This is a genomic window from Amycolatopsis sp., from assembly GCF_035276945.1.
GTDB lineage: Bacteria > Actinomycetota > Actinomycetes > Mycobacteriales > Pseudonocardiaceae > Amycolatopsis_E.
In genome coordinates this window covers 25,133-49,105 of record NZ_DATELF010000072.1, presented here as the reverse complement: position 1 = coordinate 49,105, position 23,973 = coordinate 25,133, and the positions used below count along the sequence as shown (strand labels likewise).

The 23,973-nt window shown below is 69.6% G+C and carries 27 protein-coding genes; 11 read left to right on the top strand and 16 right to left on the bottom strand.

Annotation, left to right across the window (positions count from 1 at the left end; genetic code table 11):
- Positions 1–13: 13 nt before the first annotated feature.
- The 6 genes from VJT49_RS12450 to VJT49_RS12425 all read left to right on the top strand — a co-directional run bounded on the left by VJT49_RS12450 (position 14) and on the right by VJT49_RS12425 (position 5,407).
- Positions 14–412 (top strand): VOC family protein, encoded by a 399-nt coding sequence (locus VJT49_RS12450; protein ID WP_324164926.1) that lies wholly within the window; start codon positions 14–16, stop codon positions 410–412.
- 289 nt (positions 413–701) lie between these two features.
- The gene (locus tag VJT49_RS12445) at positions 702–1,331 is read left to right on the top strand and encodes an L-threonylcarbamoyladenylate synthase (RefSeq protein ID WP_324164925.1); all 630 of its coding nucleotides are present in this window, start codon (positions 702–704) and stop codon (positions 1,329–1,331) included.
- A gap of 318 nt (positions 1,332–1,649) precedes the next feature.
- Positions 1,650–2,006 (top strand): hypothetical protein, encoded by a 357-nt coding sequence (locus tag VJT49_RS12440; protein ID WP_324164924.1) that lies wholly within the window; start codon positions 1,650–1,652, stop codon positions 2,004–2,006.
- Positions 2,007–2,042: 36 nt separating this feature from the next.
- On the top strand, positions 2,043–2,372 hold the full coding sequence (locus tag VJT49_RS12435) for a hypothetical protein (protein ID WP_324164923.1): 330 nt from the start codon (positions 2,043–2,045) through the stop codon (positions 2,370–2,372).
- A 48-nt stretch (positions 2,373–2,420) separates the two neighbouring features.
- The gene (locus VJT49_RS12430; protein ID WP_324164922.1) at positions 2,421–2,567 is read left to right on the top strand and encodes a hypothetical protein; all 147 of its coding nucleotides are present in this window, start codon (positions 2,421–2,423) and stop codon (positions 2,565–2,567) included.
- Between the two features lie 743 nt (positions 2,568–3,310).
- Entirely contained in the window at positions 3,311–5,407 is a 2,097-nt protein-coding gene (locus VJT49_RS12425) for a transglycosylase domain-containing protein (protein ID WP_324164921.1), read from the top strand.
- Here VJT49_RS12425 and VJT49_RS12420 read toward each other — a convergent pair.
- Entirely contained in the window at positions 5,394–5,738 is a 345-nt protein-coding gene (locus tag VJT49_RS12420) for a phosphodiester glycosidase family protein (RefSeq protein WP_324164920.1), read from the bottom strand. The genes VJT49_RS12425 and VJT49_RS12420 overlap by 14 nt on opposite strands.
- Before the next feature lie 27 nt (positions 5,739–5,765).
- Between VJT49_RS12420 and VJT49_RS12415 the strand changes: the two genes are divergently transcribed.
- Positions 5,766–6,152, top strand: a complete 387-nt coding sequence (locus VJT49_RS12415) for a hypothetical protein (RefSeq protein ID WP_324164919.1) — start codon at positions 5,766–5,768, stop codon at positions 6,150–6,152.
- Between the two features lie 9 nt (positions 6,153–6,161).
- On the opposite strand, the gene VJT49_RS12410 is transcribed toward VJT49_RS12415, so the two are convergent.
- Positions 6,162–6,542: an SsgA family sporulation/cell division regulator gene (locus tag VJT49_RS12410; RefSeq protein ID WP_414635924.1), complete on the bottom strand. Its 381-nt coding sequence runs from the start codon at positions 6,540–6,542 to the stop codon at positions 6,162–6,164.
- Positions 6,543–6,809: 267 nt separating this feature from the next.
- Between VJT49_RS12410 and VJT49_RS12405 the strand changes: the two genes are divergently transcribed.
- Together VJT49_RS12405 and VJT49_RS12400 are read left to right on the top strand one after the other, a co-directional pair.
- On the top strand, positions 6,810–8,201 hold the full coding sequence (locus tag VJT49_RS12405) for a YibE/F family protein (RefSeq protein ID WP_324164918.1): 1,392 nt from the start codon (positions 6,810–6,812) through the stop codon (positions 8,199–8,201).
- 27 nt (positions 8,202–8,228) lie between these two features.
- Positions 8,229–8,555 carry a hypothetical protein gene (locus VJT49_RS12400; protein WP_324164917.1) on the top strand — a complete coding sequence of 109 codons (327 nt, stop codon included), beginning with the start codon at positions 8,229–8,231 and terminating at the stop codon, positions 8,553–8,555.
- On the opposite strand, the gene VJT49_RS12395 is transcribed toward VJT49_RS12400, so the two are convergent.
- Positions 8,527–9,204: a hypothetical protein gene (locus tag VJT49_RS12395; protein WP_324164916.1), complete on the bottom strand. Its 678-nt coding sequence runs from the start codon at positions 9,202–9,204 to the stop codon at positions 8,527–8,529. The genes VJT49_RS12400 and VJT49_RS12395 overlap by 29 nt on opposite strands.
- An 88-nt stretch (positions 9,205–9,292) precedes the next feature.
- Between VJT49_RS12395 and VJT49_RS12390 the strand changes: the two genes are divergently transcribed.
- Positions 9,293–10,144, top strand: coding sequence for a peptidylprolyl isomerase (locus VJT49_RS12390; RefSeq protein ID WP_324164915.1), 852 nt, complete (start codon positions 9,293–9,295; stop codon positions 10,142–10,144).
- 227 nt (positions 10,145–10,371) lie between these two features.
- Here VJT49_RS12390 and VJT49_RS12385 read toward each other — a convergent pair whose 3' ends face one another.
- Both VJT49_RS12385 and VJT49_RS12380 read right to left on the bottom strand, forming a co-directional pair.
- The gene (locus tag VJT49_RS12385) at positions 10,372–11,151 is read right to left on the bottom strand and encodes an enoyl-CoA hydratase-related protein (RefSeq protein WP_324164914.1); all 780 of its coding nucleotides are present in this window, start codon (positions 11,149–11,151) and stop codon (positions 10,372–10,374) included.
- Between the two features lie 28 nt (positions 11,152–11,179).
- A complete protein-coding gene (locus VJT49_RS12380; protein WP_324164913.1) occupies positions 11,180–13,510 on the bottom strand; it encodes a bifunctional (p)ppGpp synthetase/guanosine-3',5'-bis(diphosphate) 3'-pyrophosphohydrolase in 2,331 nt (776 codons plus the stop codon).
- Positions 13,511–13,712: 202 nt separating this feature from the next.
- Here VJT49_RS12380 and VJT49_RS12375 point away from each other — a divergent pair, with 202 nt between their 5' ends.
- Positions 13,713–14,435, top strand: a complete 723-nt coding sequence (locus VJT49_RS12375; RefSeq protein ID WP_324164912.1) for a hypothetical protein — start codon at positions 13,713–13,715, stop codon at positions 14,433–14,435.
- Between the two features lie 52 nt (positions 14,436–14,487).
- On the opposite strand, the gene VJT49_RS12370 is transcribed toward VJT49_RS12375, so the two are convergent.
- The 11 genes from VJT49_RS12370 to pdxS form a co-directional block, all read right to left on the bottom strand.
- Entirely contained in the window at positions 14,488–15,009 is a 522-nt protein-coding gene (locus tag VJT49_RS12370) for an adenine phosphoribosyltransferase (RefSeq protein WP_324164911.1), read from the bottom strand.
- 6 nt (positions 15,010–15,015) lie between these two features.
- Positions 15,016–16,227: a protein translocase subunit SecF gene (secF, locus tag VJT49_RS12365; protein ID WP_324164985.1), complete on the bottom strand. Its 1,212-nt coding sequence runs from the start codon at positions 16,225–16,227 to the stop codon at positions 15,016–15,018.
- Between the two features lie 85 nt (positions 16,228–16,312).
- Entirely contained in the window at positions 16,313–17,890 is a 1,578-nt protein-coding gene (secD, locus tag VJT49_RS12360) for a protein translocase subunit SecD (protein ID WP_324164910.1), read from the bottom strand.
- A 203-nt stretch (positions 17,891–18,093) separates the two neighbouring features.
- A complete protein-coding gene (gene yajC, locus VJT49_RS12355) occupies positions 18,094–18,483 on the bottom strand; it encodes a preprotein translocase subunit YajC (protein WP_324164909.1) in 390 nt (129 codons plus the stop codon).
- A gap of 114 nt (positions 18,484–18,597) precedes the next feature.
- Positions 18,598–19,659, bottom strand: coding sequence for a Holliday junction branch migration DNA helicase RuvB (ruvB, locus tag VJT49_RS12350; RefSeq protein ID WP_324164908.1), 1,062 nt, complete (start codon positions 19,657–19,659; stop codon positions 18,598–18,600).
- Positions 19,660–19,688: 29 nt separating this feature from the next.
- A complete protein-coding gene (ruvA, locus tag VJT49_RS12345; RefSeq protein WP_324164907.1) occupies positions 19,689–20,285 on the bottom strand; it encodes a Holliday junction branch migration protein RuvA in 597 nt (198 codons plus the stop codon).
- Positions 20,282–20,866 carry a crossover junction endodeoxyribonuclease RuvC gene (gene ruvC, locus VJT49_RS12340; RefSeq protein ID WP_324164906.1) on the bottom strand — a complete coding sequence of 195 codons (585 nt, stop codon included), beginning with the start codon at positions 20,864–20,866 and terminating at the stop codon, positions 20,282–20,284. The genes ruvA and ruvC overlap by 4 nt, the downstream gene beginning before the upstream one ends.
- Positions 20,867–20,957: 91 nt before the next feature.
- Positions 20,958–21,479, bottom strand: coding sequence for a DUF4262 domain-containing protein (locus VJT49_RS12335; protein WP_324164905.1), 522 nt, complete (start codon positions 21,477–21,479; stop codon positions 20,958–20,960).
- A gap of 104 nt (positions 21,480–21,583) precedes the next feature.
- Positions 21,584–22,333: a YebC/PmpR family DNA-binding transcriptional regulator gene (locus VJT49_RS12330; protein ID WP_324164904.1), complete on the bottom strand. Its 750-nt coding sequence runs from the start codon at positions 22,331–22,333 to the stop codon at positions 21,584–21,586.
- A gap of 43 nt (positions 22,334–22,376) precedes the next feature.
- Positions 22,377–22,997: a pyridoxal 5'-phosphate synthase glutaminase subunit PdxT gene (pdxT, locus tag VJT49_RS12325; protein ID WP_324164903.1), complete on the bottom strand. Its 621-nt coding sequence runs from the start codon at positions 22,995–22,997 to the stop codon at positions 22,377–22,379.
- A 6-nt stretch (positions 22,998–23,003) separates the two neighbouring features.
- Positions 23,004–23,918: a pyridoxal 5'-phosphate synthase lyase subunit PdxS gene (pdxS, locus tag VJT49_RS12320; protein WP_324164902.1), complete on the bottom strand. Its 915-nt coding sequence runs from the start codon at positions 23,916–23,918 to the stop codon at positions 23,004–23,006.
- Between the last annotated feature and the right edge of the window lie 55 nt (positions 23,919–23,973).

Genomic DNA, 23,973 nt, shown 5'->3' with positions numbered 1-23,973 from the left:
AGGACTTTTACGAATGCGGGAAACCCACGACGCCTGCCACATCGCGATTCCGGCCCGTGATCTCGACGAAGCCGTGGAGTTCTACGTCTTCGGGCTCGGTGCGAAGCTGGCCCGCCGCTACGCGGACCGGGTCACCTTCGACTTCTTCGGCGACCAACTGGTCTGCCACCTCTGCGATGACGTGCCTTCGGATGCGGTCGCCTATCCCCGTCATTTCGGGGTGAGTTTCGCGCGGGCGGAGGATTTCGACCGGCTGGTCCGGCTGGTGGAGAACCGTAAGCTGCGCACGCTCTCCGGCCCGTCGGTGCGGTTCGAGGGCACCGCCGAGCAGCATCGCACGGTCTTCCTGGCCGACCCGTCCAACAACGTCCTCGAATTCAAGAACTACGACGACCCACGTTTGCAGTACTGATTGTTGCCTTGACCCCCACGTCACCGTCCCGCGCGAGTCCAGCTTTCGTCCCGCGCGAGTCGGGCTTTCGTGACGCACGAGTCGGGCTTTCGTGACGCACGAATCCGGCTTTCGTGACGCACGAGTCCCACCCAGGCGGCTCCACGAGCCGGAAAGGACGAAGGCCGCGACAACCGCACGACACGAAAGCCGGACTCACATGCACCGAAAGCCGGACTCACGCGCACCGAAAGCCGGACTCGCGGGGTCGCCGCGTGGCGGAGGTGGGCGGGACCACTAGATTCAGGGCATGGCGAAGTACTTCGACGTGCATCCGGACAACCCACAGCGGCGGGCGATCGCCTCCGTCGTCGACATCATCCGGCGTGACGGCCTGGTCGCCTACCCGACGGACTCCTGTTTCGCGCTCGGCTGCCGCCTGGGCAACGCGAGCGGCATCGAGCGGATCCGGCAGATCCGCCGCCTCGACGAGGCGCACCACTTCACCCTGGTCTGCCGGGACTTCGCCCAGCTCGGCCAGTTCGTGCACATCAACAACGTCGTGTTCCGCGCGGTGAAGGCGTCGACCCCGGGCAGCTACACGTTCATCCTCCCGGCCACCAAGGAAGTCCCGCGCAGGCTGCTGCACCCGAAGAAGAAGACCGTAGGCGTCCGTATCCCCGACCACGTGGTCACCCGGGCCCTGCTCGACGAGCTCGGTGAGCCCCTGCTGTCGAGCACGCTGCTGCTGCCCGGCCACGAGGAGCCGCTGACCCAGGGCTGGGAGATCAAGGACGAGCTCGACAACGTCCTCGACGCCGTCATCGACTCCGGAGACTGCGGCACCGAGCCCACCACGGTCGTCGACTTCTCCGGTGACGAACCCGAAATTTTGCGCCGCGGCGCGGGGGACACGAGCCGATTCGAAGCGGTCGGCTGAACGGTATTCCGCCAAAGCGGCCTACCCCGAAAGTCCGGCGAGCGGAAGGATCTCCTCGACGCGGATTCTCCCGGTGAAACAAGGGCAAGAACCTGCAGATCTACATCTGGTCCCTGCGTCGCGCCCTGGCCCAGGCCGACGGCGACCCGCGGATCGTGGGCCGGGACACCCGGATACGTGATCACGCCCGGACCGGGTGAACTGGACCTGACCGTTTTCAGCACGCTAGCCCCGTTCTCCGCACATGAACACGTTTCGGCTGGTCAGCGGGCTGCCCCAAGATGATCTCCTGGGTATCACCGCAGGTCAGCGGCTCATGTGCGGAATACCCGGCTAGCCGCCGAGGGGCAAACGGAGGCCACCGAGGTGCTCGACCACGTCGTCGGGCCGGAGCGGGTGCGGGCCGAGCCGCGCGCCGCCGCCAAGATCGCCCGGTTGTGTGACGGCCTGCCGCTCGCCTTGCGCATCGCCGCGGACCGGGCGGGCATGGTGCCGGCGGCATCGCTGGCGAGCCTGGCCGGCCCGCCGCCGAGCGCGAACGGCTCGACCTGCAAGCTGCGCCAGGTGACGACACCACCGCGGTCCGGTCTGCGTTCTCGCTGTCCTACCGCGCGCTCCGGGCGGACGAGGCGCGGCTCTTCCGGTTGCTGTCGCCGCATCCGGGCGACCAGATGAGCGAAGGGGCGGCCGGCGGCGCTCGCCGGCCTGACCGTGCCGGAAGCGCGGCGGCCGCTGGATGTGCTGGCGGGCGCGCATCTGGTCGAGTACGCCACGCCGGACCGCGTGCGGCTGCACGACCTGATCCGCTTCCATGCCAGGGAACTCGCGCAGTCCCAGGACTCCGGCGAGGAACGGCTGAGCGCACGCAAACGCGTCGCCGAGTGGTATTTGCACACTTCCGACAACGCGGGCCGCGCGCTGATCCCGGGCGGGTCCGCCCGGAGCCGACCCCGCCCGCGGGATGTTACCCACTTTCCTTACGTGGCAAGGCGGAAGCGCTTTCCTGATTCGACGCCGAGGAAACCAATCTCGCCGAGCTGATCCGTGAAGCGGTGTGAGGAACCGCCGTCGATCGCATGGAAGGTGCCGGTGGCCGCCTGGGTTTTCTTCTACCTCCGCAAACCGTGGGCGCCGGACCTGCCCGAGTTGCACCAGCTGGGGCTCAAGGCCGCACGGGAGGTAAGCGACAAGCACGCGCAGGCGTGGGTGCTGACGAGCATGGGATACCCGCCGTAGGCGCCGCGGCATCCGGACGAGGCGAAGCCGTACCTGCTGGACGCGGTCGAACTCTGGGAGGCGGACAAGCCTTCCCGCGGGCTGGGCGCGGCCTTCGTCGCGCTCGGGATCTGCCACCGCGCAGGGGCGGTTCGCCGAAGCGAACGCCTTTTGCCAGCGCGCGGCCGAGGTCTTCCACACCCTGGGCGACCACCACGGCGAAGGGTTCGCGCTGACCGGGTGGGCGCCGGGTTCCTCGGCCAGACCCGGTACGAGGAGGCGGTGGTGTACCTGGAACGGGCGCCGGAGGTGTTCCGCCGTGACCACGAGCCATGGGGGCTGGCGGTCGCGCTCACCGGCGCCGGAAACGCCTACCGGAACCTCGGCCGCACCGCCGAGGCACTGGACCCCGGGGCAGGCACTGGAACCGCACCGCGCGATCGGCGACCGCAAACGGGAGGCCGTCATGCTGCGGTTGCTCGGCGAAACCCATGCGGCGGCCGGGGCGGCCGCGCCTTGTTCGGCGACGCGCTGCGGATCTACGAGGAGATCTCCGATCCGCATGCCGGCACCGTCCGGGAAATACTCGACGCACTCGGGCCGAATTCGGCGGAAGTCAAGACGGGGCAAGAATGTCTTTGTCCGGATTTTACCCCGGGCCCCGGTCAATTCAAGAAAGCCCAGCGGCCCGGTAAGAGAAACGGCCGCAACACGGCGTTCACCGCGAGCTGGCTATCGTTACCACCGTGCGAAATTCCGGAGGAGTGGCTCGATTCGCTGGTTTCTGCGTCCTCGCCGGCGTTCTGCTGGCGGGCGTGCTCGCGCCTGCCGCGTTCGGCGCGGGAATGTTGTCCAACCAGGTCAGTGACGCGGTCGAAGGCATTTCCACGACGCTGACCACGGACACGCAGCCGATGGTCACCACGGTCACCGACCGGGACGGCAACCCGATCGCCAAGCTGTACGACCAGTACCGGCTTCCGGTGACCATCGACGAGATCTCGCCGGCCATGAAGGCGGCGATCATCTCGATCGAGGACCACCGTTTCTACGCCGAGGGCGGCGTGGACGTGAAGGGTATGGTCCGCGCGGCGCTGCACGACAGTTCCGGCGGCAACACGCAGGGCGGCTCGACGATCACCCAGCAGTACGTCAAGAACTATCTGATCAACGTGGTGGACCGCGACAACAAGGCGGCACAGTACGCCGATCGCGCGGACACCATCGCACGCAAGCTGCGCGAGGCGAAGATCGCCGTCCAGCTGGGCCAGACCGAATCCAAGGACGACATTCTGGCCGGCTACCTCAACGTGGTCGAGTTCACCGGCAACATTTACGGAATCGGCGCCGCGGCGCAGGCGTACTTCCACACGACCACCGACAAACTGAATGTGCAGCAGGCCGCCCTGCTCGCCGGGATGGTGAACAACCCCAACACCTACAATCCCTACACGCATCCGCAGCAGGCCCTCCAGCGGCGGAACGTGGTGATCGACGCGATGGTCACCAACCGCACGCTCGACGCCAAGGACGCGGAGATCGCCAAGGCCACCCCGCTGGGTGTGGTGGACGGCGGCCCGGACATCCCCTCCAGCAGCTGCCTCGGCGCGGCTCCGGACGCGGGTTTCTTCTGCCAGTACGCGGTGAGCTACCTCGAACGGGCCGGGATCTCCCTGGACCAGCTGGAGACCGGGGGATACACGATCCGGACCACGATGGACCCGGGTGTCAGCCAGGCCGTCAAGAACGCTGTCGACACGAATGTGTCGCCGGCGCAGGACGGGGTGGCCAACACCTTCGCGGTGATCCGGCCGGGCCAGAGTTCGCACGAGGTGCTGGCCATGGTGGCCAACCGCAGTTTCGGCACCGACGTCGCGAAGGGCCAGACCACGACCAACATCGTCGCCGACGCCGCCAACGTGTTCGGGTCGGGGTCGTCGTTCAAGATCTTCACCTCCGCGGCGGCGATGGAAACCGGGAAGGCCGGGCTGACCACCCCGCTGCCCAACGCGGGCAACCAGTGCTTCACCCAGCCCGGCGCCAACCGGTACACGCCCCCGTACTGCATCCGCAACGACGGGACCTATGCCGACCCGATTTCCCTGCAGGAAGGGCTGGCGACCTCGCCGAACGTCGCATTCGTGAACCTGGAGCAACAGGTCGGCATGCCCGCGGTGCTGGACATGGCCCGCCGCCTCGGCCTCCGCGACACCTTGAACACCAACGACGCCGGTTACGCACCGGTCACCGATCCGAAGAACCCGCTGGCCAAGAACCCGCAATACAACGAGCCGCAGTCGCAGTACTTCCAGAACAAGCTTTCGTTCACCCTCGGCGACAGCCCGGTGAGCCCGCTGGAGATGGCCAACGTTTCGGCGACGGTGATGAGCGGCGGCGTGTGGTGCCCGCCCGACCCGATCTCCTCGGTCACCGACCGTGCCGGCCGGCCGGTGCAGATCCGGCAGCAGGCCTGCGAACAGGTCGTGCCGGCCGGCCTGGCGAACACCCTGATGGTGGGCCTGAGCCAGGACACCAGGACCGGCACGTCGGCGGAGTCGGCGCGGGCCGCGGGCTGGAACCACGCCGACATCGGCAAGACCGGGACCACCAACGAAAGCGAGTCCGTCGCGTTCGTCGGCGGTGTGGACGACTACGCGGTTTCGTCCATGGTGTTCGCCGACGGGCCGCATCCGCAGGAGATCTGCCCCGGCACGCCGGTTCACCTCGGTAACTGCGGGAACGGCGCGTTCGGTGGCACGGTCGCCGCGCCGCCGTACTATCACGCCTTCGCGCAGATCCTCGGCAACCGCCCGGACATCCCGATCCCGCCCGCCGATCCGGCCTACGTCAGCGCCCGGTGAACACGCCGACCCCGTTGGCGACAGCGCGTTCGGTCCCGCCGGAGGGCACGTTCTGCACGGTCACCGGCTGACCTCGCCCGGCGGTGACGACGGTCGAGGAGCCGCCGCCGTCGAGGTTCACGCCCTCCCGCGCCCCGGTGGAGCGCAGCAGGCCGGCCAGTTCGGCCAGGCTCATCCCGGTGCTGGCCGCGCTCCGCCCGTTGGCCACGACGAGATAGGCGGTCCGGCCGTCGGCACCGGCGGCGGTGCGGGGCGCGATCGACCGGCGCGCGCGGATCGGCACCCTGACGTTGCGCGGCACCGTCCGCACGGCTGCGGGTTCCTTCGACATCGGGGCCTCAACCAGTACGCCTTGCCGGTGAACGGGATCGGCGTCGACACCCACGACTGGGGCGAAGTTTCCCGGGCCCCTGCGGCACCACCGACCGCAACGCACAACCTCGCGCGGCACCGAACCGGGTCAGGGCCTCAACGCGCGGCCTGCGGCACCGACGCCGACCGCAACGCACCCTGCACGAGCGAAACCGAAGAGGTCGTCGTGCGTCACGGAGTTGTCGTGTTGGAAGCGGAAACGCCCGGTGCGGGCGACATTCCGGCCGGTAACGTGGTCCTGGTGGGCCGCGGGGCGGGTGCGGGAGAACTGGAGAGCCTCGCGCCGGGCGATCACGTCGGCCACGGCGGACGACGGCTGTCACGCCACGGGATCATGCACTGTCCCGGTGAAGTTTTTCGGAAGTCGTCGTGAAAAAGAAACTCAGACCTTGATGATCTCCGCGATGAACGCGTCGACGTCGACCTTTTCCGCGCCGAGCGGAACCGCTTCGAGGGTCGCCGTAACGAACCTTTCGGCGTCTTCCCGCGCCATTTCCACCACGGCGTACCCGTGCGGGGACTCGAGCTCGATCATCAGCAGATCCGACTCGGCGAGGTCGGGGTGGACCCGCACGTCGCCGAGGCCGGCGGGCTCGATCAAACCGTTGATGACGAGGTCACGGCCGAAACTCCACTTCACCCACTGACCCCGGTCCCCGCGAAAGGCCAGGGTGATCGCATAGGGGTCGGACTCCTCGTACGACCAACGGGAGAAAACTGGCATGTCGATCCCGTTCAGGGTGACATATTGGTGCTGGTCCACGACGCACCTCCTATCCGGTCCTACGAACAGAGAGACGCGCGTGGGCGAAACTCGTTACGCGAACTCGGGGGTGAATTCCCGGCGCTTCCAGTGCGTTGATCCCCGCCTTGGTTGCGTTCCGCACGTGCCCAGGGTGCCGCGCTGGTGTCACGGGCTTCGACGGCCCACGAAGACCGCGCCGTTCCGCGGAATTGTCTTGACCAGGCCCGCGGCGAGCACACGCCTCCCACGGAGACAGAGCCCGTGGCCGGAGGGCACCATATGCCGGTGACCCACGACGACTTGGCCGACGCCGACACCGGCCCCATCCGCCGGATTCCGGCCGAGCCTCGTGCCCGCCGGGGCCAAAACCGGCCATCCACGCGAAACCCGGGCACAGCCCGTAAGCCCAAGCCGCCCACGGTCGATGTCCACCACGGCCACGGCCACGGCCACGGGCACGGGCACGGGCCGGCAGCCCCCGCTTCGCGCCGCGTTCGGCTGCTGCTGATCTGGCTGCTCGCCCCCGTCGCCCTGCTCACCGTGGTCGCCGGGCTGTGGCTCTACCCGTGGGGCAAGGCGAAACCGGCCAGCGCCTACCAGCAGGGCACGCCCGTGCACGGCACCGTCACCACGGCCACCAGCGGGCCGTGCCTGGCCCCCGGCCAGGTCCAGGTCGGTCAGCCCGACACCGGCGAAAAGCCCTGCCTGACCGCCGAGGTGGCGCTGACCGACGGCGCCGCGAGTGGGTCGGCGGTCAGGCTGACGGTGCCGATCGAGCCGAGCACGCCGCGGTTCAGCGCGGGCGACAAGGTGGTGCTCGCCTACAACGGCGCCAACCCGCGCGACGCGAGCTCATACCAGTTGGTCGACTTCCAGCGTGGCCTGCCGCTCGCGGTGCTCGCCGCGCTGTTCGCGATCGCGGTCGTGGTGCTCGGACGGTGGCAGGGCGTGGCCGCGCTGGGCGCGCTGGTGCTGAGCTTCCTCGTGCTCGTGATGTTCGTCCTGCCCGCGATACTGGCGGGCGAGAATCCGTTGCTGGTGGCCATCGTGGGCGCCGGGGCGATCATGTTCGTCGCGCTGTACCTCACGCACGGCCTGTCCGCACGGACCTCGGCGGCCGTGCTGGGCACCATGGTCAGCCTCGCACTGATCGGCGCGCTGTCGGCGATCTTCTCCGCCGCCGCGTCGCTGACCGGCCTCGACGAAAGCACCAGCACTCTGATCGCCTCGCTCGGCCACGGCATCGACGCGCGCGGTCTCCTGCTGGCGGGCATCGTGATCGGCTCACTGGGCGTGCTCGACGACGTCACGGTGACCCAGACCAGCGCGGTGTGGGAACTCCGCCGCGCCAATCCGAAACTGGGCTGGCGCGAGCTGTACCTGGCCGGCCTGCGGATCGGCCGCGACCACGTCGGTTCGGCGGTGAACACGCTCGTGATGGCCTACGCCGGTGCCGCCCTGCCGGTGATGCTGTACTCCTCGATCTCCGGGGTGGGCCTCGGCCCGATCCTCGGTGCCCAGGACGTCGCCCAGGAAATCGTGCGCACCCTCGCGGGAAGCGTGGGCATCGTGGCGGCGGTGCCGGTGACGACCGTCCTCGCCGCGCTGATCGCCAGCCGGGAGGTTCCCGTCAAAGCGGCCGCGCCCCGGCGAAAGTCCCAGCTGCCACAGCAGTGAACAGCAGTCACGCGGCCGAGCCCCGGTGTGAAGATCACCCTCGCGGTGGGGTACGAAGAGCCGGTGCTGGCCATCCCGCGTGCGCTTTCCCGTGTCGCCGTCGACACTTTGAAGACGGTGCCGCGGCTGTTCACCGTGCTGGGCGAACTGCGGGACGCGGTCAAGCACATCGAGCGGCTGGCGGGCTTCGCGGCGGAAGAGCTGCCGGAGGTCGTCTTCCAGCTCGAGCGCGTTCGCGACCAGCTGGCCGCGATCGAGCTGAAACTGGGTGCCGACGAGCCTGAAAGGCAAGCCACGCGAAGCGCGTCCGCTGAGGATGGTGGGGCTAATCCAGATGAGCGACGAACCGGCTGACCGCCTCCATCGTGAACCGCTGGGCGAACTTCCCCGACGGTGCCGCCGAAGCCAGCCGGTACAGCGGCCGCTCGGCCACCCCGTCGCCGCGCGCCTCCGACTTCAGCTGCGCGACCAGCAGCTCGGAGAACACCATCCCGTTGGCCTCGATGTTGTTCATCAGCGCGTTGGCCAGCCTGCGCAGCGCCAGCACACCCAGCTCGCGGGCGCCGGTCCCGGCGTAGACGGCGAGATCGACCTTCGCGGTCCTGCCGCGGCGGCCGGCGTTCAACAGCAGGCTGATCGTGCGCATGCCGCGGACGTCGGTCACCAGCAGGTCGATCCGCTCGGCTTCGGTGATCTCCACCCGGCGGGTGCGCCAGGTGCGGACGAGCAGTGTGCTGCCCTCCAGCCACAACCGCCTCCGCACGTTGAACAGCACGATGTAGCCGAGAAAACCCCCGACCACGACCGCGACCGCCAGCCCGGCGAGCCGCCCGCCGGCCAGGCCGCCGAAAAACCCGAACGCCGCGGCGATGACGAGCGCGCTGACCAGGCCCGAGGTCAGCCGCCGGCGGCGCGCCGCGGGGTCTTCCTGGTGGAGGGGAAGGCGATCCGGCGCGGTGGGCCGGGAAGGTTTTTTCGACTCGTTGCTCGGTTCGGTCGCCACCGGCACCACCCTAATCGGGTCCTCACAGGCTCGGGCCATAGACTGCCGCCACCCGATTGGTGACGTCGAGTGGATTCTGGAGGGGCAGGTGCCGACCAACCAGCAGCGCCGCGAGGCCGCCAAGCGCAAGCTCGAACGGCAGCTCGTACGCCGGCAGGAGCAGGCGCGGCGGCGCCGGATCATCGGCATGGGCGTCGCCGCGGGGGTCGTCGTCATCGTCGCCGGGGCGATCGTGCTGTTCGTCACCACGAAAAAGGACGACGGCTCCACCGAAGCGGCGCCGTCGACCTCGCCGTCGGCCACGCCGGTCAACATCCCGACCCAGCGGGTCGCCCTGCCCAAGCGGTCCACGCCGCTGCCGAACCCGACCACGTGCGACTACCCGGCGTCCCAGGGCCAACCGGCGGCCAAGCCGGTCAAGGCCCCGCCGACCACGAACATCTCCTCCACCGGCACCGTCAACGTCACCTTCCGCTCCACCGCGGGCGACATCGGCCTGACCCTGGACCGGGCACTGGCCCCGTGCACGGTGAACAGCTTCGTCAGCCTCATCCAGCAGGGCTACTACACCGACACCTCGTGCCACCGGCTCGGCACCCAGGGCCTGCAGATGCTCCAGTGCGGTGACCCGAGCGGCACCGGCAGCGGCGGCCCCGGCTACACGTTCAAGGACGAGACCTTCCCCGAGCTCACCTACGGCCGGGGCATCCTGGCGATGGCCAACGGCGGCGCCGACACCAACGGCAGCCAGTTCTTCATGGTCTACGGCGACGCCCAGCTCCCCCCGGACTACACGGTCTTCGGCTCGATCAGCGACGCGGGCCTGCAGGTGCTGGACAAGATCGCGCGCGCGGGCGACGACGGCAGCTACGACCCGAGCCCCGGCGGAGGTAAGCCCAACATGGAGGTCAAGTTCACCGCGGTGACCGTGGACAACTAACAGCGCGAGTCCCACGCTCCCGGCGCGCGGGTTCTACGTTCGCGGCGCCCGAGTTCCACGCGGATCGTCGCCAACGTGGAACAGTCACCAACGCCGGACTCCCGTCACCAACGCCGGACTCGCGGGTCACGAAAGCCCGACTCGCCCCTCACGAAAGCCCGACTCGCCCCTCACGAAAGCCGGACTCGCGTGGCGGGAAAGCCGGACTCGCGTGGTGGGGAGGGGTGTTAGCGGTCGGTGAAACGCGGCGGGCGGCGGTCGAGGAAGGCGGCCACACCCTCCGCGTAGTCCGGGCCGTGGACGGCCGCGAGGCGGATGGCGTCCACTTCGGAGTCACTTTCGCGTTGCCCGGACAGGATTTTCTCGATGATCCGGTTCATCCCCCGGATCGAAGCCTGCGAGCGCGCGCACAGGGTGTCCACAAAGGACTCCACCTGCGCGTCGAAATCGTCCGCCGGGAAAACATCGTTGACCAGACCGATTTCCCGGGCCTTCGCCGCGTCGACGAGCTTGCCGGACAGCAGGAAGTACCGGGTGTGGGCCGGGCCGATCAGGGATACCAGCTGGCGGGTGGACAGGAAGTCGTAGACGATCCCCAGTTTCGCCGGGGTGATGCCGAACCGCGCCCCGGCCTGAGCGAACCGGAAGTCACAGGCGACCGAGAGCTGGCAGCCACCGCCGATGCAGTTGCCGCGGATCATCGCCACGGTCGGCTTCCGCATCCCGGCGAGCGCCGCGACCGCGCCCTCCACCACCTTGTCGTAGGCCGCGGCCCCTTCCGCCGAGGACCGCAACTGCCCGAACTCGCTGATGTCCGCACCCGCCGAGAAGTCCGGCGCGGCGCCGGCCAGCACGAGCACCTTGATCGCCGGGTCCATCTCGACGTCGGCCACCACGTCCGGAATCGCCGCCCACATGCCGTGCGTGATCGCGTTCTTCTTCTCCGGCCGGGCGAAGGTCAGCCTCGCGACCTCGCCGTCCCGCGTGAACTCCAGCCCATCAACCATGACCCAGACACTAGAGGGCGGAGAATGTTCAGGAGGCCGACGTGACCCGGTACACGTCATAGACGCCCTCCACCCCGCGCACCACCTTGAGCACGTGCCCGAGGTGCTTGGGATCGCCCATCTCGAAGGAGAACCGGCTCACCGCCACCCGGTCCCGCGAGGTCTGCACCGACGCGGACAGGATGTTGACCTTCTCGTCGGCGAGCACCTTGGTGATGTCGGACAGCAAGCGGTGCCGGTCCAAAGCCTCCACCTGGATGGACACCAGGAACACCGAGTTCTCCGACGGCGCCCACTCGACCTCGACCAGCCGCTCCGGCTGCTTGCGCAGGTCGCCGGCGTTCGTGCAGTCCGTGCGGTGCACGCTGACCCCGCCGCCGCGGGTGACGAACCCGAGGATCTCGTCGCCGGGCACCGGGGTGCAGCACCGGGCGAGCTTGGCCCAGACGTCGCTGGCGCCCTTGACGATCACGCCCACGTCGTTGGAGCCCCGCCGCCGGGTCACCGTGGACGGCGTCGAGCGCGCGGCCAGCTCCTCCTCCGCCTCGTCGACCCCGCCGATGAGCGTCACCAGCCGCTGCACCACGTGCTTCGCGCTGGTGTGGCCCTCGCCGACGGCCGCGTAGAGCGAGCTGATGTCCGGGTGCCGCAACTCGACCGCGAGCGAACCCATGTTCTCCGCGGAGATCAGCCGCTGCATCGGCAGGCCGATCTTGCGGACCTCCTTGGTGATGGCCTCCTTGCCCGCCTCGATCGCCTCGTCCCGGCGTTCCTTGGCGAACCACTGGCGGATCTTCGCCCTGGCCTTGGGCGACTTGGCGAACGACAGCCAGTCCCGGCTCGGGCCGGCGTTCTCGGCCTTCGACGTGAAGATCTCGACCACGTCGCCGTTTTCCAGCTTGCGCTCGAGCGCGACCAGCCGCCCGTTGACGCGGGCGCCGATGCACCGGTGCCCCACCTCGGTGTGCACCGCGTAGGCGAAGTCCACCGGAGTGCCACCGACCGGCAGGGTCACCACGTCGCCCTTGGGCGTGAACACGAAGATCTCGCGGGCGGCGAGCTCGTACCGCAGCGAGTCGAGGAACTCACCGGGATCCGCGGCCTCGCGCTGCCAGTCGAGGAGCTGCCGCATCCACGCCATTTCGTCGATGTCGACGGCGTTCGCGCTGTTGCTGGTGTGGGTCCCGCGTGTTTCCTTGTACCGCCAGTGCGCCGCGATGCCGTACTCGGCGGTGTGGTGCATCTCGTAGGTGCGGATCTGCACCTCCAGTGGCTTTCCCTCGGGCCCGATGACCGTGGTGTGCAGGGACTGGTACACCCCGAACCGCGGCTGCGCGATGTAGTCCTTGAACCGGCCGGGCATCGGCTGCCACAGCGCGTGCACCACGCCCATCGCCGCGTAGCAGTCCCGCACGTCCTCGACCAGGATCCGCACGCCGACCAGGTCGTGGATGTCGTCGAGGTCGCGGCCGCGAACGATCATCTTCTGGTGGATCGAGTAGTAGTGCTTCGGCCGGCCCTCGACCTTCGCGGTGATCCGCGAGTTGCCCAGGCTGCCGGTCAGCTCGTCGATCACCTTGCGCAAGTAGATGTCGCGGGACGGCGCGCGCTGGGCGACCAGGCGGACGATCTCGTCGTACTTCTTGGGCTGCAGGATCGCGAAGGCGAGGTCCTCCAGCTCCCATTTGACGGTCGCCATGCCCAGCCGGTGCGCCAGCGGGGCCAGGACCTCCAGGGTCTCCTTCGCCTTGCGCGCCTGCTTCTCCGGCGGCAGGAAGCGCATGGTGCGCATGTTGTGCAGCCGGTCGGCGAGCTTGATGACCAGCACCCGCGGATCCCGCGCCATGGCGATGACCATCTTGCGGATGGTCTCGGCCTCGGCGGCCGTGCCGAGCTTGACCTTGTCCAGCTTGGTGACGCCGTCGACGAGCTGGGCCACCTTGTCGCCGAAGTCCTCGGCCAGCTTCTCCAGCGAATAGCCGGTGTCCTCGACCGTGTCGTGCAGGAGCGCGGCGACCAGGGTGATCGTGTCCATGCCCAGCTCGGCCAGGATCGTCGCGACGGCCAGGGGGTGTGTGATGTACGGGTCGCCGGACTTGCGCCGCTGGTCGCGGTGTAGTTCCTCGGCGACGTCGTAGGCGCGCTGAAGCAGGCTGAGGTCGGCGTTCGGGTGGAGTTCGCGGTGGATGGCCGCCAGGGGTTCGAGCACCTGCTTGACGGAGGCGGCGCGCTGCGCGGTGATCCGGCGCGCCAGCCGGGCACGCACCCGCCGTGTCGCCGACGGAGCCCTGGTCACGCCGTGCGGCGGTGTCAACGCGCCATCCTGGGCGGGTGTCGCGGAGTGGAGCTCCTGGCTCAACCGGCCTCCAGCCATCGCCGTTCGCCTGACCTCTGGAACATCAAGCGTAACGCGTCCCGCCAGATGGCCTTACCGCCCTCCGAAGACAGGCGGCGCCGCCCGCCCCGCGTGACGATGGGGTCACTTTTCCGTGACGCCCCAGGAGAATCATCACCGATGCGTTTCCGCCTTCCGACAACCGACGTTAAGGAGTTTGCCCAGAATGAATCTTGCCGGCTCGCACTGGCGAAGCATCGCCGTGGTCCTCGCGACCGTGGCCGCCGCGGTCGTCGCCCCGGTCACGGCGTCCGCGGCCACCTCGCCGGTGGTCGTCCCGATCGATTCCACCTACCAGGGAAAGACCTACGGTGAGTGGAGCGAGGCGTGGTGGCAATGGGCCGCGGCCAGGCGGTCGTTCAGCCACTGTCCCGCCGAATCGGGTCCCGTCTACTTCCTGTCGGCACCGGCCGACACCAGCTGCGTGGTGCCTCCCCACCGGGGCATCCTCTTCCCGGCCTTCACCGCGGAATGGTCGGTGGCGGAGGCGAACCTGTGGGAACAGCAGCATCCTGGCCAGACCTGCCCGGTCCCGGCGAGCCCGAGCGGTACCGACTATGACGCGCTGCTCGCCTGCGCCGGCGCACAGGCCGACTACGCCACCCACCCGAACTCGCAGTTGACGGCGACCGTCGACGGGCAAGCCGTGCCGGATCTGACCGGCTACCGCGCGGCTTCCCCGCCGCCGCCCTTCACGCTGCGGCCCGTTCGCGGAAACCTGGTGGGAATTCCGGACGAGGCGTCCGGGCGCCGCACCGAGGCGGTGTCCGACGGGTTCTGGATCCTGCTGGAACCGCTTCCGCGCGGCGAGCACACGATCACCTTCGGCGCGTCCATTCCGGACCTGCAACTGAATTTCAGCGCGACCTACCGGCTTCGCGTGCTGTAGCGGGCGAGGAACCGGCCGCCGGCCCCGGTTTTCGGGGCCGGCGGCTTCGCGTTCAGGGGACGAGCGCGAGCGAGGTGACTTTCCGGCCCACCAGGGCGGCGCGGCCGTCGAGCGCCCCGAGTTCGAGCACCACCGAGACCCCGGTCACCGAGGCTCCGGCCTGCTCCAGCAACCGGCAGGCGGCGTCGACCGTGCCCCCGGTGGCCAGCACGTCGTCGACGACGGTCACCTCTGCGCCGGGGCGGACGACCCCGGCCGGCAGCTCGAGCGTGGCCGTGCCGTACTCGAGCGCGTAGTCGACGCGGCCCGCGACGGCGGGCAGCTTGCCGGGCTTGCGCACCAGGACGACACCAAGCCCGCGGGCGTAGCCGATCGCCGAGGCGAGCATGAACCCGCGCGCCTCGACCGCCGCCAGCAGCTCGACCTCCGGCTCCACGGTCGCGGCCAGCGCGTCCACCACGGCGGCGAATCCCTCGCCGTGCGCGAACAGCGGCGAGAGGTCGCGGAAGCGCACACCCGGCTCAGGAAAATCGGGTACCTCCGCGATCAGCCCGAGCGCGGCGTCGAGATCCATGGGCCGTCAGCGTTTCCGCTTGCCCGAGGGGCGGCCACGCCGCGGCTGCGCCTTCGGGGTGCGGCCCGGCACGGCCGACGCGGCCGCATAGACCTTTTCCCGGCGCTGCGCGGATTCCTCGGAATTCCCAGCCTTCCCGGACTTCCCAGCCTTCCCGGCCTCGCCGGACACCCCGGCGGCCTCGCCGCCTGCCGGTTCCGGCTCCGCCTCGGCGGCTTTGCGAGCCGCGTTCGCCCGGCGGGCCCGCACCCGGTCCGCCTGCTGGCGGAATCGCGGGTCGCGCATCTTGAAGTCGACCAGCAGCGGGGTCGCCAGGAACAGCGAGGACATCACACCGGCCAGCATGCCGGTGAGCTGGACGAGCGCGAGATCCTGCAGGGTGCCCGAGCCGAGCAGGAAGTACCCGACGATGAGCAGGCCGAGCACCGGCAGCAGCGCGATGACCGAGGTGTTGATCGAGCGCATCAGGGTCTGGTTGAGCGCCAGGTTCGCGGTCTCGGCGTAGGTGCGGCGGGTCAGCCCGAGCAGGCCGCGGGTGTTCTCCTTGACCTTGTCGAACACCACCACCGTGTCGTACAGCGAAAACCCGAGGATGGTCAGCAGGCCGATCACGGTCGCCGGGGTGACCTCGAAACCCACCAGCGAGTAGATGCCCGCGGTGACGAGGATGTCGTGCACCAGCGAGATCAGCGCCGCCAGCGCCATCCAGCGTTCGAAGTAGATCGTCAGGAAGGCGGTCACCAGCACGATGAACACGCCGAGCGCGATCAGCGCCTTCTGGGAGATCTCCTGGCCCCACGACGCGCTCACCGCGCTGTCGCTGATCGACTGGACGCTCGGCTGGCCGTTGGCGCCGATCGGCTGCAACTGGGTGAACAGCGCTTCCTTGGCCTTCGCCACCGTGGGAGCGTCAAGGGACTCGGACCGGATCTGCACGGTCGCCGCGTTGCCCACGCCGACCGTCTGGGTCGAGGACGGCTGCTTTCCGGTCGCGTCGGCGAACACCTGGCCGGCCTGCGCGGGGCTGATCACCCCATGCGTGCCGTGGCCGGGCAGCTGGAGCTGGGTGCCGCCCTCGAACTCGATGCCCAGGTTGAAGCCCCGGATGCCGATCGAAGCGATGCACACCAGCACCAGCGCGCCGAATAAGATGTACCACCGCTTGCGCTTGCCGACGATGTCGAACGCGCCCGTGCCCACGTAGAGCCGGTGGAACAGCGAACCCTTCCTGGCCGGGGTTTCGGTGGTTTCGGTGGTTTCGGTGTTTTTGGTGGTTTCGCTACCCGTGCCAGTGCCGGCCACGTCACGCCTCCTTCACGGCTGCACCGGCGGCCTTGCGGGTGGACCGGCGCTCGGCCGCGAGCGTCTGCACACCGCCCAGGCCGGTGAGCTTCGGGTTGGACAGTGTCTTCGAGTTCGCCGCCAGCGCCACCAGCGGGTGGGTCACCAGGAACACCACCACCAGGTCGAGCACCGTGGACAGGCCGAGGGTGAAGGCGAAGCCCTGGACGTCGCCGACCGCGATCGCGTACAGCACCGCCGAGGCGAGGAACATGACCGCGTCGGAGGCGAGGATCGTGCGCCGCGCCCGCGTCCAGCCGCGTGGCACCGCGGAGCGGAAACTTCGCCCGCCTTCGCGGATCTCGTCCTTGAGCCGTTCGAAGAACACCACGAAGGAGTCCGCGGTGACACCGATGGCGATGATGAACCCGGCGACGCCGGCGAGGTCCAGGGTGAACCCGATCCACCGGCCCAGCAGCACCAGGACCGCGTACACGATCAGGCCCGACAGCGCCAGCGAGACGACCGTCAGCGCGCCGAGCAGGCGGTAGTAGAACAGGCAGTAGACGAACACCAGCGCGAGGCCGAGACCGCCCGCGATCAGCCCGGCCTTCAGCGAAGCCAGGCCGAGCGTGGCCGAAACGGTGACCGCGTCGGAGGAGGTGAACGACAGCGGCAGCGAGCCGTACTTGAGGATGTCGGCGAGGTCCTTGGTCTGCTGCTGCGTGAACGACCCGCTGATCTGCGTGTTGCCGTCCACGATCGCGTTCTGGATGGTCGGCGCCGAGACCACCTGGGTGTCCAGCACGAATGCCGCCCGCTGCTGCACGTTCTTCGAGGTGAAGTCCGCCCAGATCTGCCGTCCGGCCGACTTGAAGTTCAGGTCGACGGTCCAGCCCGCCTTGTTCTGGGCCGGCGGGGACGCCACCGCGTTGTCGATCTCGGTGCCCTGCAGGAACACCGGGCCCAGCAGGTACTTCTCGCTGCCGTCCCGGTTGCAGGTCAGCAGCGGCAGGTTCGGGTCGTCGTTGCCGCGCAACGGGTCCTGCGTGGTGCAGGCGTAGCCGGCCAGCGTCTGCTGCGCGGTGGGCGACTCGGCGAGGCTGTCCCCGGTGCCGGTGACCAGCATGGTCGCCTGGCGGGCCGCCTTCGCCTGCTGGATCTGCGCCGCGGACTCGGCCTCGGTGGCGGGCGCGGGGTTCGCGACCGGCGGTGTGGTGGCCGTCTGCGCGTCGAGCACCTTGCGGAAGCCGAGCTTCGCCGTCTGGCCGAGCTTCTTGGCCTGGTCGCCCTGCTCGCCCGGCACGGTGATGACGATGTTGTTGCCGTCCAGCAGCACCTCGGTGCCGGCCACGCCGATGCCGTTGACCCGCCGCTCGATGATCTGGCGGGCCTGGTTGAGCGAGTCCTTCGACGGGGCGGAGCCGTCCGGGGTGCGCGCGGTCAGCGTGACCCGGGTGCCGCCCTGCAGGTCGATGCCCAGCTTCGGCGTCGCCTTGCCGTTGCCGGTGAGGAACACCAGCGCGTAGAGCAAGACCACGATGAACACGAAGAAGCCGAGATAGCGTCCCGGGCGGATCCGCCCGGCCGGTGGTGCCACGGTGGTCGTTCTCCTCGAAGTGGATCTTGCGCTACGTCACCGGAAAAACCGGAAGACCTGGAGGTTGCCCCAGGTCCCCTCGAGAGGGTACTCGCCACGCCGTGAGCGCAGCGTTGACCCCCGGCGTCACTCCGCGATCGTGCGGCGACGCGGGGGTCCGGCGGCTTGCCCCCAGGGAGCGCAGTGGGGGCGGCGGGATGGAGCTACTTCTTTTCGTGCTCGAGCGGCGGCGCGATCTGGGGACCGGTCTGCTTGGGCTTGTCGCTCTCGCCGGCCTCGTCCACGGTCGCCTCGTCCTCGACCAGCGCTTCGTCCTCTTCGGGGACCTCCGGGGCGACCTTCTCCCGCACCGCCTGCCGCAGCCAGGTGGTCACCACGCCGGGCGCGATCTCGATGTCGATGGTGGTGTCGCCGCTGGCGTCGGCCACCGTGCCGTAGAGGCCGGAGGTGGTCATCACGCGGTCGCCCTCGGACAGGCTGCTCAGCAACTGCTGCTGCTCCTGCGCGGCCCGCTTCTGCTTACGGCTGCCCATCACCAGCGGAATCGCCACGACGAGCATGAGGAGTAACGGCAGTAGTAGCTGGGAGTTCATGATTCACCTTTCGGCGGAGCCGCGCCCGCCGTCTGATCGGTCGTAGTTGTCCGGACGTGCTCTCTCGAGTGTGCCAGGCCCCGCCGGGAAACTCAGCGGGTGTCCGGCAAGACACTAGTCGAACAGGCTCGACTGCTCAGAGCGAGCGTAGTCCGGAGGCGGGCGGAGACCCAGATGCTCCCACGCGGTCGCGGTCGCCACCCGTCCCCGCGGGGTCCGGGCCAGCATACCCGCGCGGACCAGGTACGGCTCACAGACCTCCTCGACGGTGCCGGGCTCCTCGCCGACCGCCACCGCGAGCGTCGAAACGCCGACCGGGCCACCACCGAAGGACCGCACCAGCGCGCCCAGCACCGCGCGGTCGAGCCGGTCGAGGCCCAGCTCGTCGACGTCGTAGACCTCCAGCGCCGCACGGGTGACGTCGTGGGTGATCCGGCCGTCGGCACGCACCTCGGCGTAGTCCCGCACGCGACGCAGCAACCGGTTCGCGATCCGGGGCGTGCCCCGCGACCGGCGGGCGATTTCGTTGCTGGCGTCGGGGTCGATCTCGATGCCCAGGATGGTGGCCGCGCGGCGGACCACCTGGTCGAGTTCGGCGTCGGCGTAGAACTCCATCTGCCCGGTGAACCCGAACCGGTCGCGCAGCGGGCCGGTCAGCGCGCCGGACCGGGTGGTGGCGCCGACCAGGGTGAACGGCGCGATCTCCAGCGGGATGCTGGTCGCGCCCGGGCCCTTGCCGACGACCACGTCCACCCGGTAGTCCTCCATCGCCAGGTAGAGCATCTCCTCGGCGGGGCGCGCGACGCGGTGGATCTCGTCGATGAACAGCACGTCGCCCTCGGCGAGGTTGGACAGCATCGCGGCCAGGTCGCCGGCGCGCTCGAGGGCGGGCCCGGAGGTGATCCGGATCGCCGCGTCCAGCTCGGCGGCGATGATCATGGCGAGGCTCGTCTTGCCGAGCCCGGGCGGGCCGGACAGCAGCACGTGGTCGGGCGGGACGCCCCGGCGCCGGGCGCTCTCCAGCACCAGTTCGAGCTGCTCACGCACCCGCGGCTGGCCGACGAACTCGGCGAGCTTGCGGGGGCGCAGCGTGGTTTCGACCTCGCGCTCCCCGGTCTCGGGCAGCGCGGAAAGGGTCTCTTCCGCTTCGAATCCGGTCACCCCGTCATCGTGCACAATCGCTTCCTGCCTGCTTGTCCGGGGCTCTACCGCTTACGCCCGAGCGTGGTCAGCGCCGCGCGCAGCACGGCCGAGGTGTCACTCGCCTCGCCGCCGCCGAGCACCTTGTCCACCGCCTGCTCGGCCTGTTTCGCCGGAAAGCCGAGGCCGGTAAGCGCTTCCACCACCTCTGCCCGAACGGCGCCGGCGGTCGCCGGTGTGGCCACGGTGTCCGCGGAGGCGGCGGCGACCACCTTGTCACGCAGCTCGAGCGTGAGCCGTTCGGCGCCCTTCCGGCCGACGCCGGGTACCTGGGTGAGCACGGTGATGTTGCCTTCCGCGATCGCCGTGCGCAGCTTGTCCGGGTCGAGCACGGCCAGTGCGGCCAGTGCCAGGCGCGGCCCGATGCCGGACACCGTCTGCAGCAGCCCGAACAGCTCGCGGGCGTCGGCGTCGGCGAAGCCGAACAGGGTCAGCGAGTCCTCCCGCACCACGAGCGCCGTGTGCAGCCGCACCTGCTCGCCCCGGCGCAGGGTCGCCAGTGTGGCCGGAGTGGCCTGCACCGCGAGCCCCACGCCGCCCACTTCGACGACCACGTGATTCAGCCCGACGGAGAGCACCTCGCCGCGCACCGAGGAGATCATTTGCCACCAGCCTTCGTGTTCTGTGCCTTCGTCGCGGCGGCCAGCCGGGCGCGGTGCGTCTTGGCCAGCCGCGCGGCCCGCGCCTCCGCCTCGGCGAGCCTGGCGCGCATCGGTTCGCGCCAAAGATGGCAGATCGCCAGCGCGAGCGCATCCGCCGCGTCGGCCGGGCTCGGCTTCTCGGCGAGCCCCAGCAGGCGGGTCACCATGCCCGTGACCTGGGCCTTGTCCGCGCGGCCGGAGCCGGTCACCGCCGCCTTCACCTCACTGGGCGTGTGGAAGACCACCGGCAGGCCCCGGCGGGCGGCCGACAGCGCGACCACTCCCCCGGCCTGCGCGGTACCCATCACGGTGCGCACGTTGTGCTGGCTGAACACCCGTTCCACGGCCACCGCCTCGGGACGGTAGCGGTCGAGCCACTCCTCCACCGCGTCCGACACCCGCAACAGCCGGGTGGCCAGCGACGCGTCCACCGGGGTGCGGACGACGTCCACCGCCACGCACCGCACCGTCCGCCCGGTGCCGCCGTCCACCACGCCCAGCCCGCACCGCGTCAGCCCGGGGTCGACACCGAGCACTCGCACCTGATCTTCCCTCCTCGCCGAACATCAGTTCGGAGGTTACCGGGCGCGGCGGCGCGACGCGGGGAGGACGCGCCGGGACATTCACTGTCCACTATGGACCGTCGATGCCCGGCGTCCAGCTCTCCGGGCGACCGCTTTCGGTCAGCACCGGCTGCCATTCGGCGAAGCCCTCCGGTGCGTCCTCGCTCCACGGCCACTTCCCGTCCGGGGTGGCCACGATGATCTGCACCGCGGGAAAGTCCCCGTCGGGATAGACGAGGAAGGCGCAGCCGAAGTATTCGGGATAGTGCCCAAGCGCGACCCGCTCGAACGTCACCGAGGCGCCCTCGAAGAAATCGTCGTACACGTGCCCGGGCGTGAACGGCTCGCCGGTGGCCGCCCGGTCCACATAGGCGTCGAGCAGAATCGGCGCCATGTGCTCGGGAAGACCGATCACCACCGCCTCGGGCACCTGGTGCAGCGCCCACACGCAGGCGGTGAAGCAGTAGCCGGATCCCTTGTCGTCACGGGGAACCTGGATGACCACGTTGCCCCGCCGCTCCGCCTCGGCGACGATCCAGTCGAGCAGATCCCGTTCTTCGGGAGCCAGGTTCTCCGCGGTCTCCGTCTGCATGGCCGCATTCTGCCGGATGGCCCGCGCGGCGCACAGACCAGTACACGAAAAGTCCCGGCGTGCGCGCACACCGGGATTTTCCGCGTCGCCGGGCGGTTCAGGGCTTATCCGACTTCGGCCAGCACGTCGTCCGAAACGTCGAAGTTGGCGTACACGTTCTGGACGTCGTCGCAGTCTTCGAGCACGTCGATCAGTTTGAAGACCTTCTTGGCACCGTCGGCGTCCAGCGGCACGTTGACCGACGGCAGGAAGCTCGCCTCCGCCGACTCGTAGTCGTACCCGGCCTCCTGCAGTGCCTTGCGGACCGCGACCAGATCGGTCGCCTCGGACACGATCTCGAAGTTCTCGCCGAGATCGTTGACCTCCTCGGCACCCGCGTCGAGCACGGCCAGCAGCACGTCGTCCTCGGACAGCCCGGCCTTCGGCATGATCACCACGCCCTTGCGGTTGAACAAATAGGCCACCGAACCCGGGTCGGCGAGCGAACCGCCGTTGCGGGTCAGCGCGGTCCGCACCTCGGACGCGGCGCGGTTGCGGTTGTCGGTGAGGCACTCGATCAGCACCGCGACGCCGTTGGGGCCGTAGCCCTCGTAGTTGATCGTCTGCCAGTCGGCGCCGCCGGCCTCTTCCCCGGCGCCGCGCTTGCGCGCCCGCTCGATGTTGTCCTGCGGGACCGAGTTCTTCTTCGCCTTCTGAATCGCGTCGTAGAGCGTCGGGTTGCCGTCCGGGTCGCCCCCGCCGGTCCGCGCGGCGACCTCGATGTTCTTGATCAGTCTCGCGAACAGCTTGCCACGCTTGGCGTCGAGGGCGGCCTTCTTGTGCTTCGTGGTGGCCCACTTGGAGTGGCCGCTCATCTCTCCTCCTCGTTCGTATCGCGGGCCGCCCCGCGATAGGTCGTCATGTCCCGGCCGCTGCCCGCACCATCCCCACGAACAGCCGGTGCACCCGTTCGTCCCCCGTGAGTTCCGGGTGGAACGCCGTGGCCAGCACCGGTCCCTGCCGGACCGCAACGATCCTATCGGCCGCCTCCCCGGCGTCGGGCGTATCGGGGATACGAGCCAGTATCTCGACCCCGTCACCCGCCTTCTCCACCCAGGGGGCCCGGATGAACACCGCGGGCAGTTCGCCGACGCCGGTGAAGCCGAGGACGCCCTCGAACGAGTCCACCTGCCTGCCGAAGGCGTTGCGGCGCACCACGACGTCGAGCCCGTCGAGCTGCCGCTGGTCCGGGCGGCCGTCCAGGACCTGCCGGGCCAGCAGGATCATCCCGGCGCACGACCCGTAGGCAGGCATGCCGCCGGCGATCCGCTCCCGCAGCGGTTCGAGGAGCTCGAACACGTCGAGCAGGCGGGACATGGTGGTCGACTCGCCCCCGGGCAGCACGAGCCCGTCCACCTCGGCGAGCTCGCCGGGACGACGGACGGGCCGGGCCTTCGCCCCGGCGTGCTCGAGCGCGGCGAGGTGCTCGGCCACGTCTCCCTGCAGGGCGAGCACGCCGACGACGGGTGTCACGGACACCGGCGCCTACCAGCCGCGTTCGGCCAGACGGTGCGGCTCGGGGACCTCGCCGACGTTGATGCCGACCATCGCCTCACCGAGCCCGCGCGAAACCTTGGCCAGCACGTCCGCGTCGTCGTGGAACGTGGTCGCCTTGACGATGGCCTCCGCGCGTTTGGCCGGGTCGCCCGACTTGAAGATGCCCGAGCCGACGAACACACCCTCGGCACCGAGCTGCATCATCATCGCCGCGTCGGCCGGGGTCGCGATGCCGCCCGCGGTGAACAGCACCACCGGGAGCCTGCCGCGCTCGGCCACCTCCTTGACCAGCTCGTACGGCGCCTGCAGTTCCTTGGCCGCGACGAAGAGCTCGTCCTCGGGCAGCGCGCCCAGCCGCCTGATCTCGGCGCGGATCTTGCGCATGTGCGTGGTCGCGTTGGACACGTCGCCGGTGCCGGCCTCGCCCTTCGACCGGATCATCGCGGCGCCCTCGTTGATCCGGCGCAGCGCCTCACCGAGGTTGGTCGCCCCGCACACGAAGGGCACGGTGAAGGCCCACTTGTCGATGTGGTTGGCGTAGTCGGCCGGGGTGAGCACCTCGGACTCGTCGATGTAGTCGACCCCGAGCGCCTGCAGGACCTGGGCCTCCACGAAGTGGCCGATCCGTGCCTTGGCCATCACCGGGATGGACACCGCCTGGATGATCCCGTCGATGAGGTCGGGGTCGCTCATCCTGGCCACCCCGCCCTGGGCCCTGATGTCGGCCGGGACGCGCTCGAGCGCCATCACCGCGACCGCACCGGCGTCCTCGGCGATCTTGGCCTGGTCCGGGGTGACGACGTCCATGATCACGCCGCCCTTGAGCATTTCCGCCATGCCACGCTTGACGCGGGCGGTGCCCCGCTCGGGCTGGGTGGGCTGAGCTGGCTGAGCTTCTGACATACCACAATTCTAGGGACAGGTGGACCGCTTCCCCAGTCCAGTACGATGCTATTTC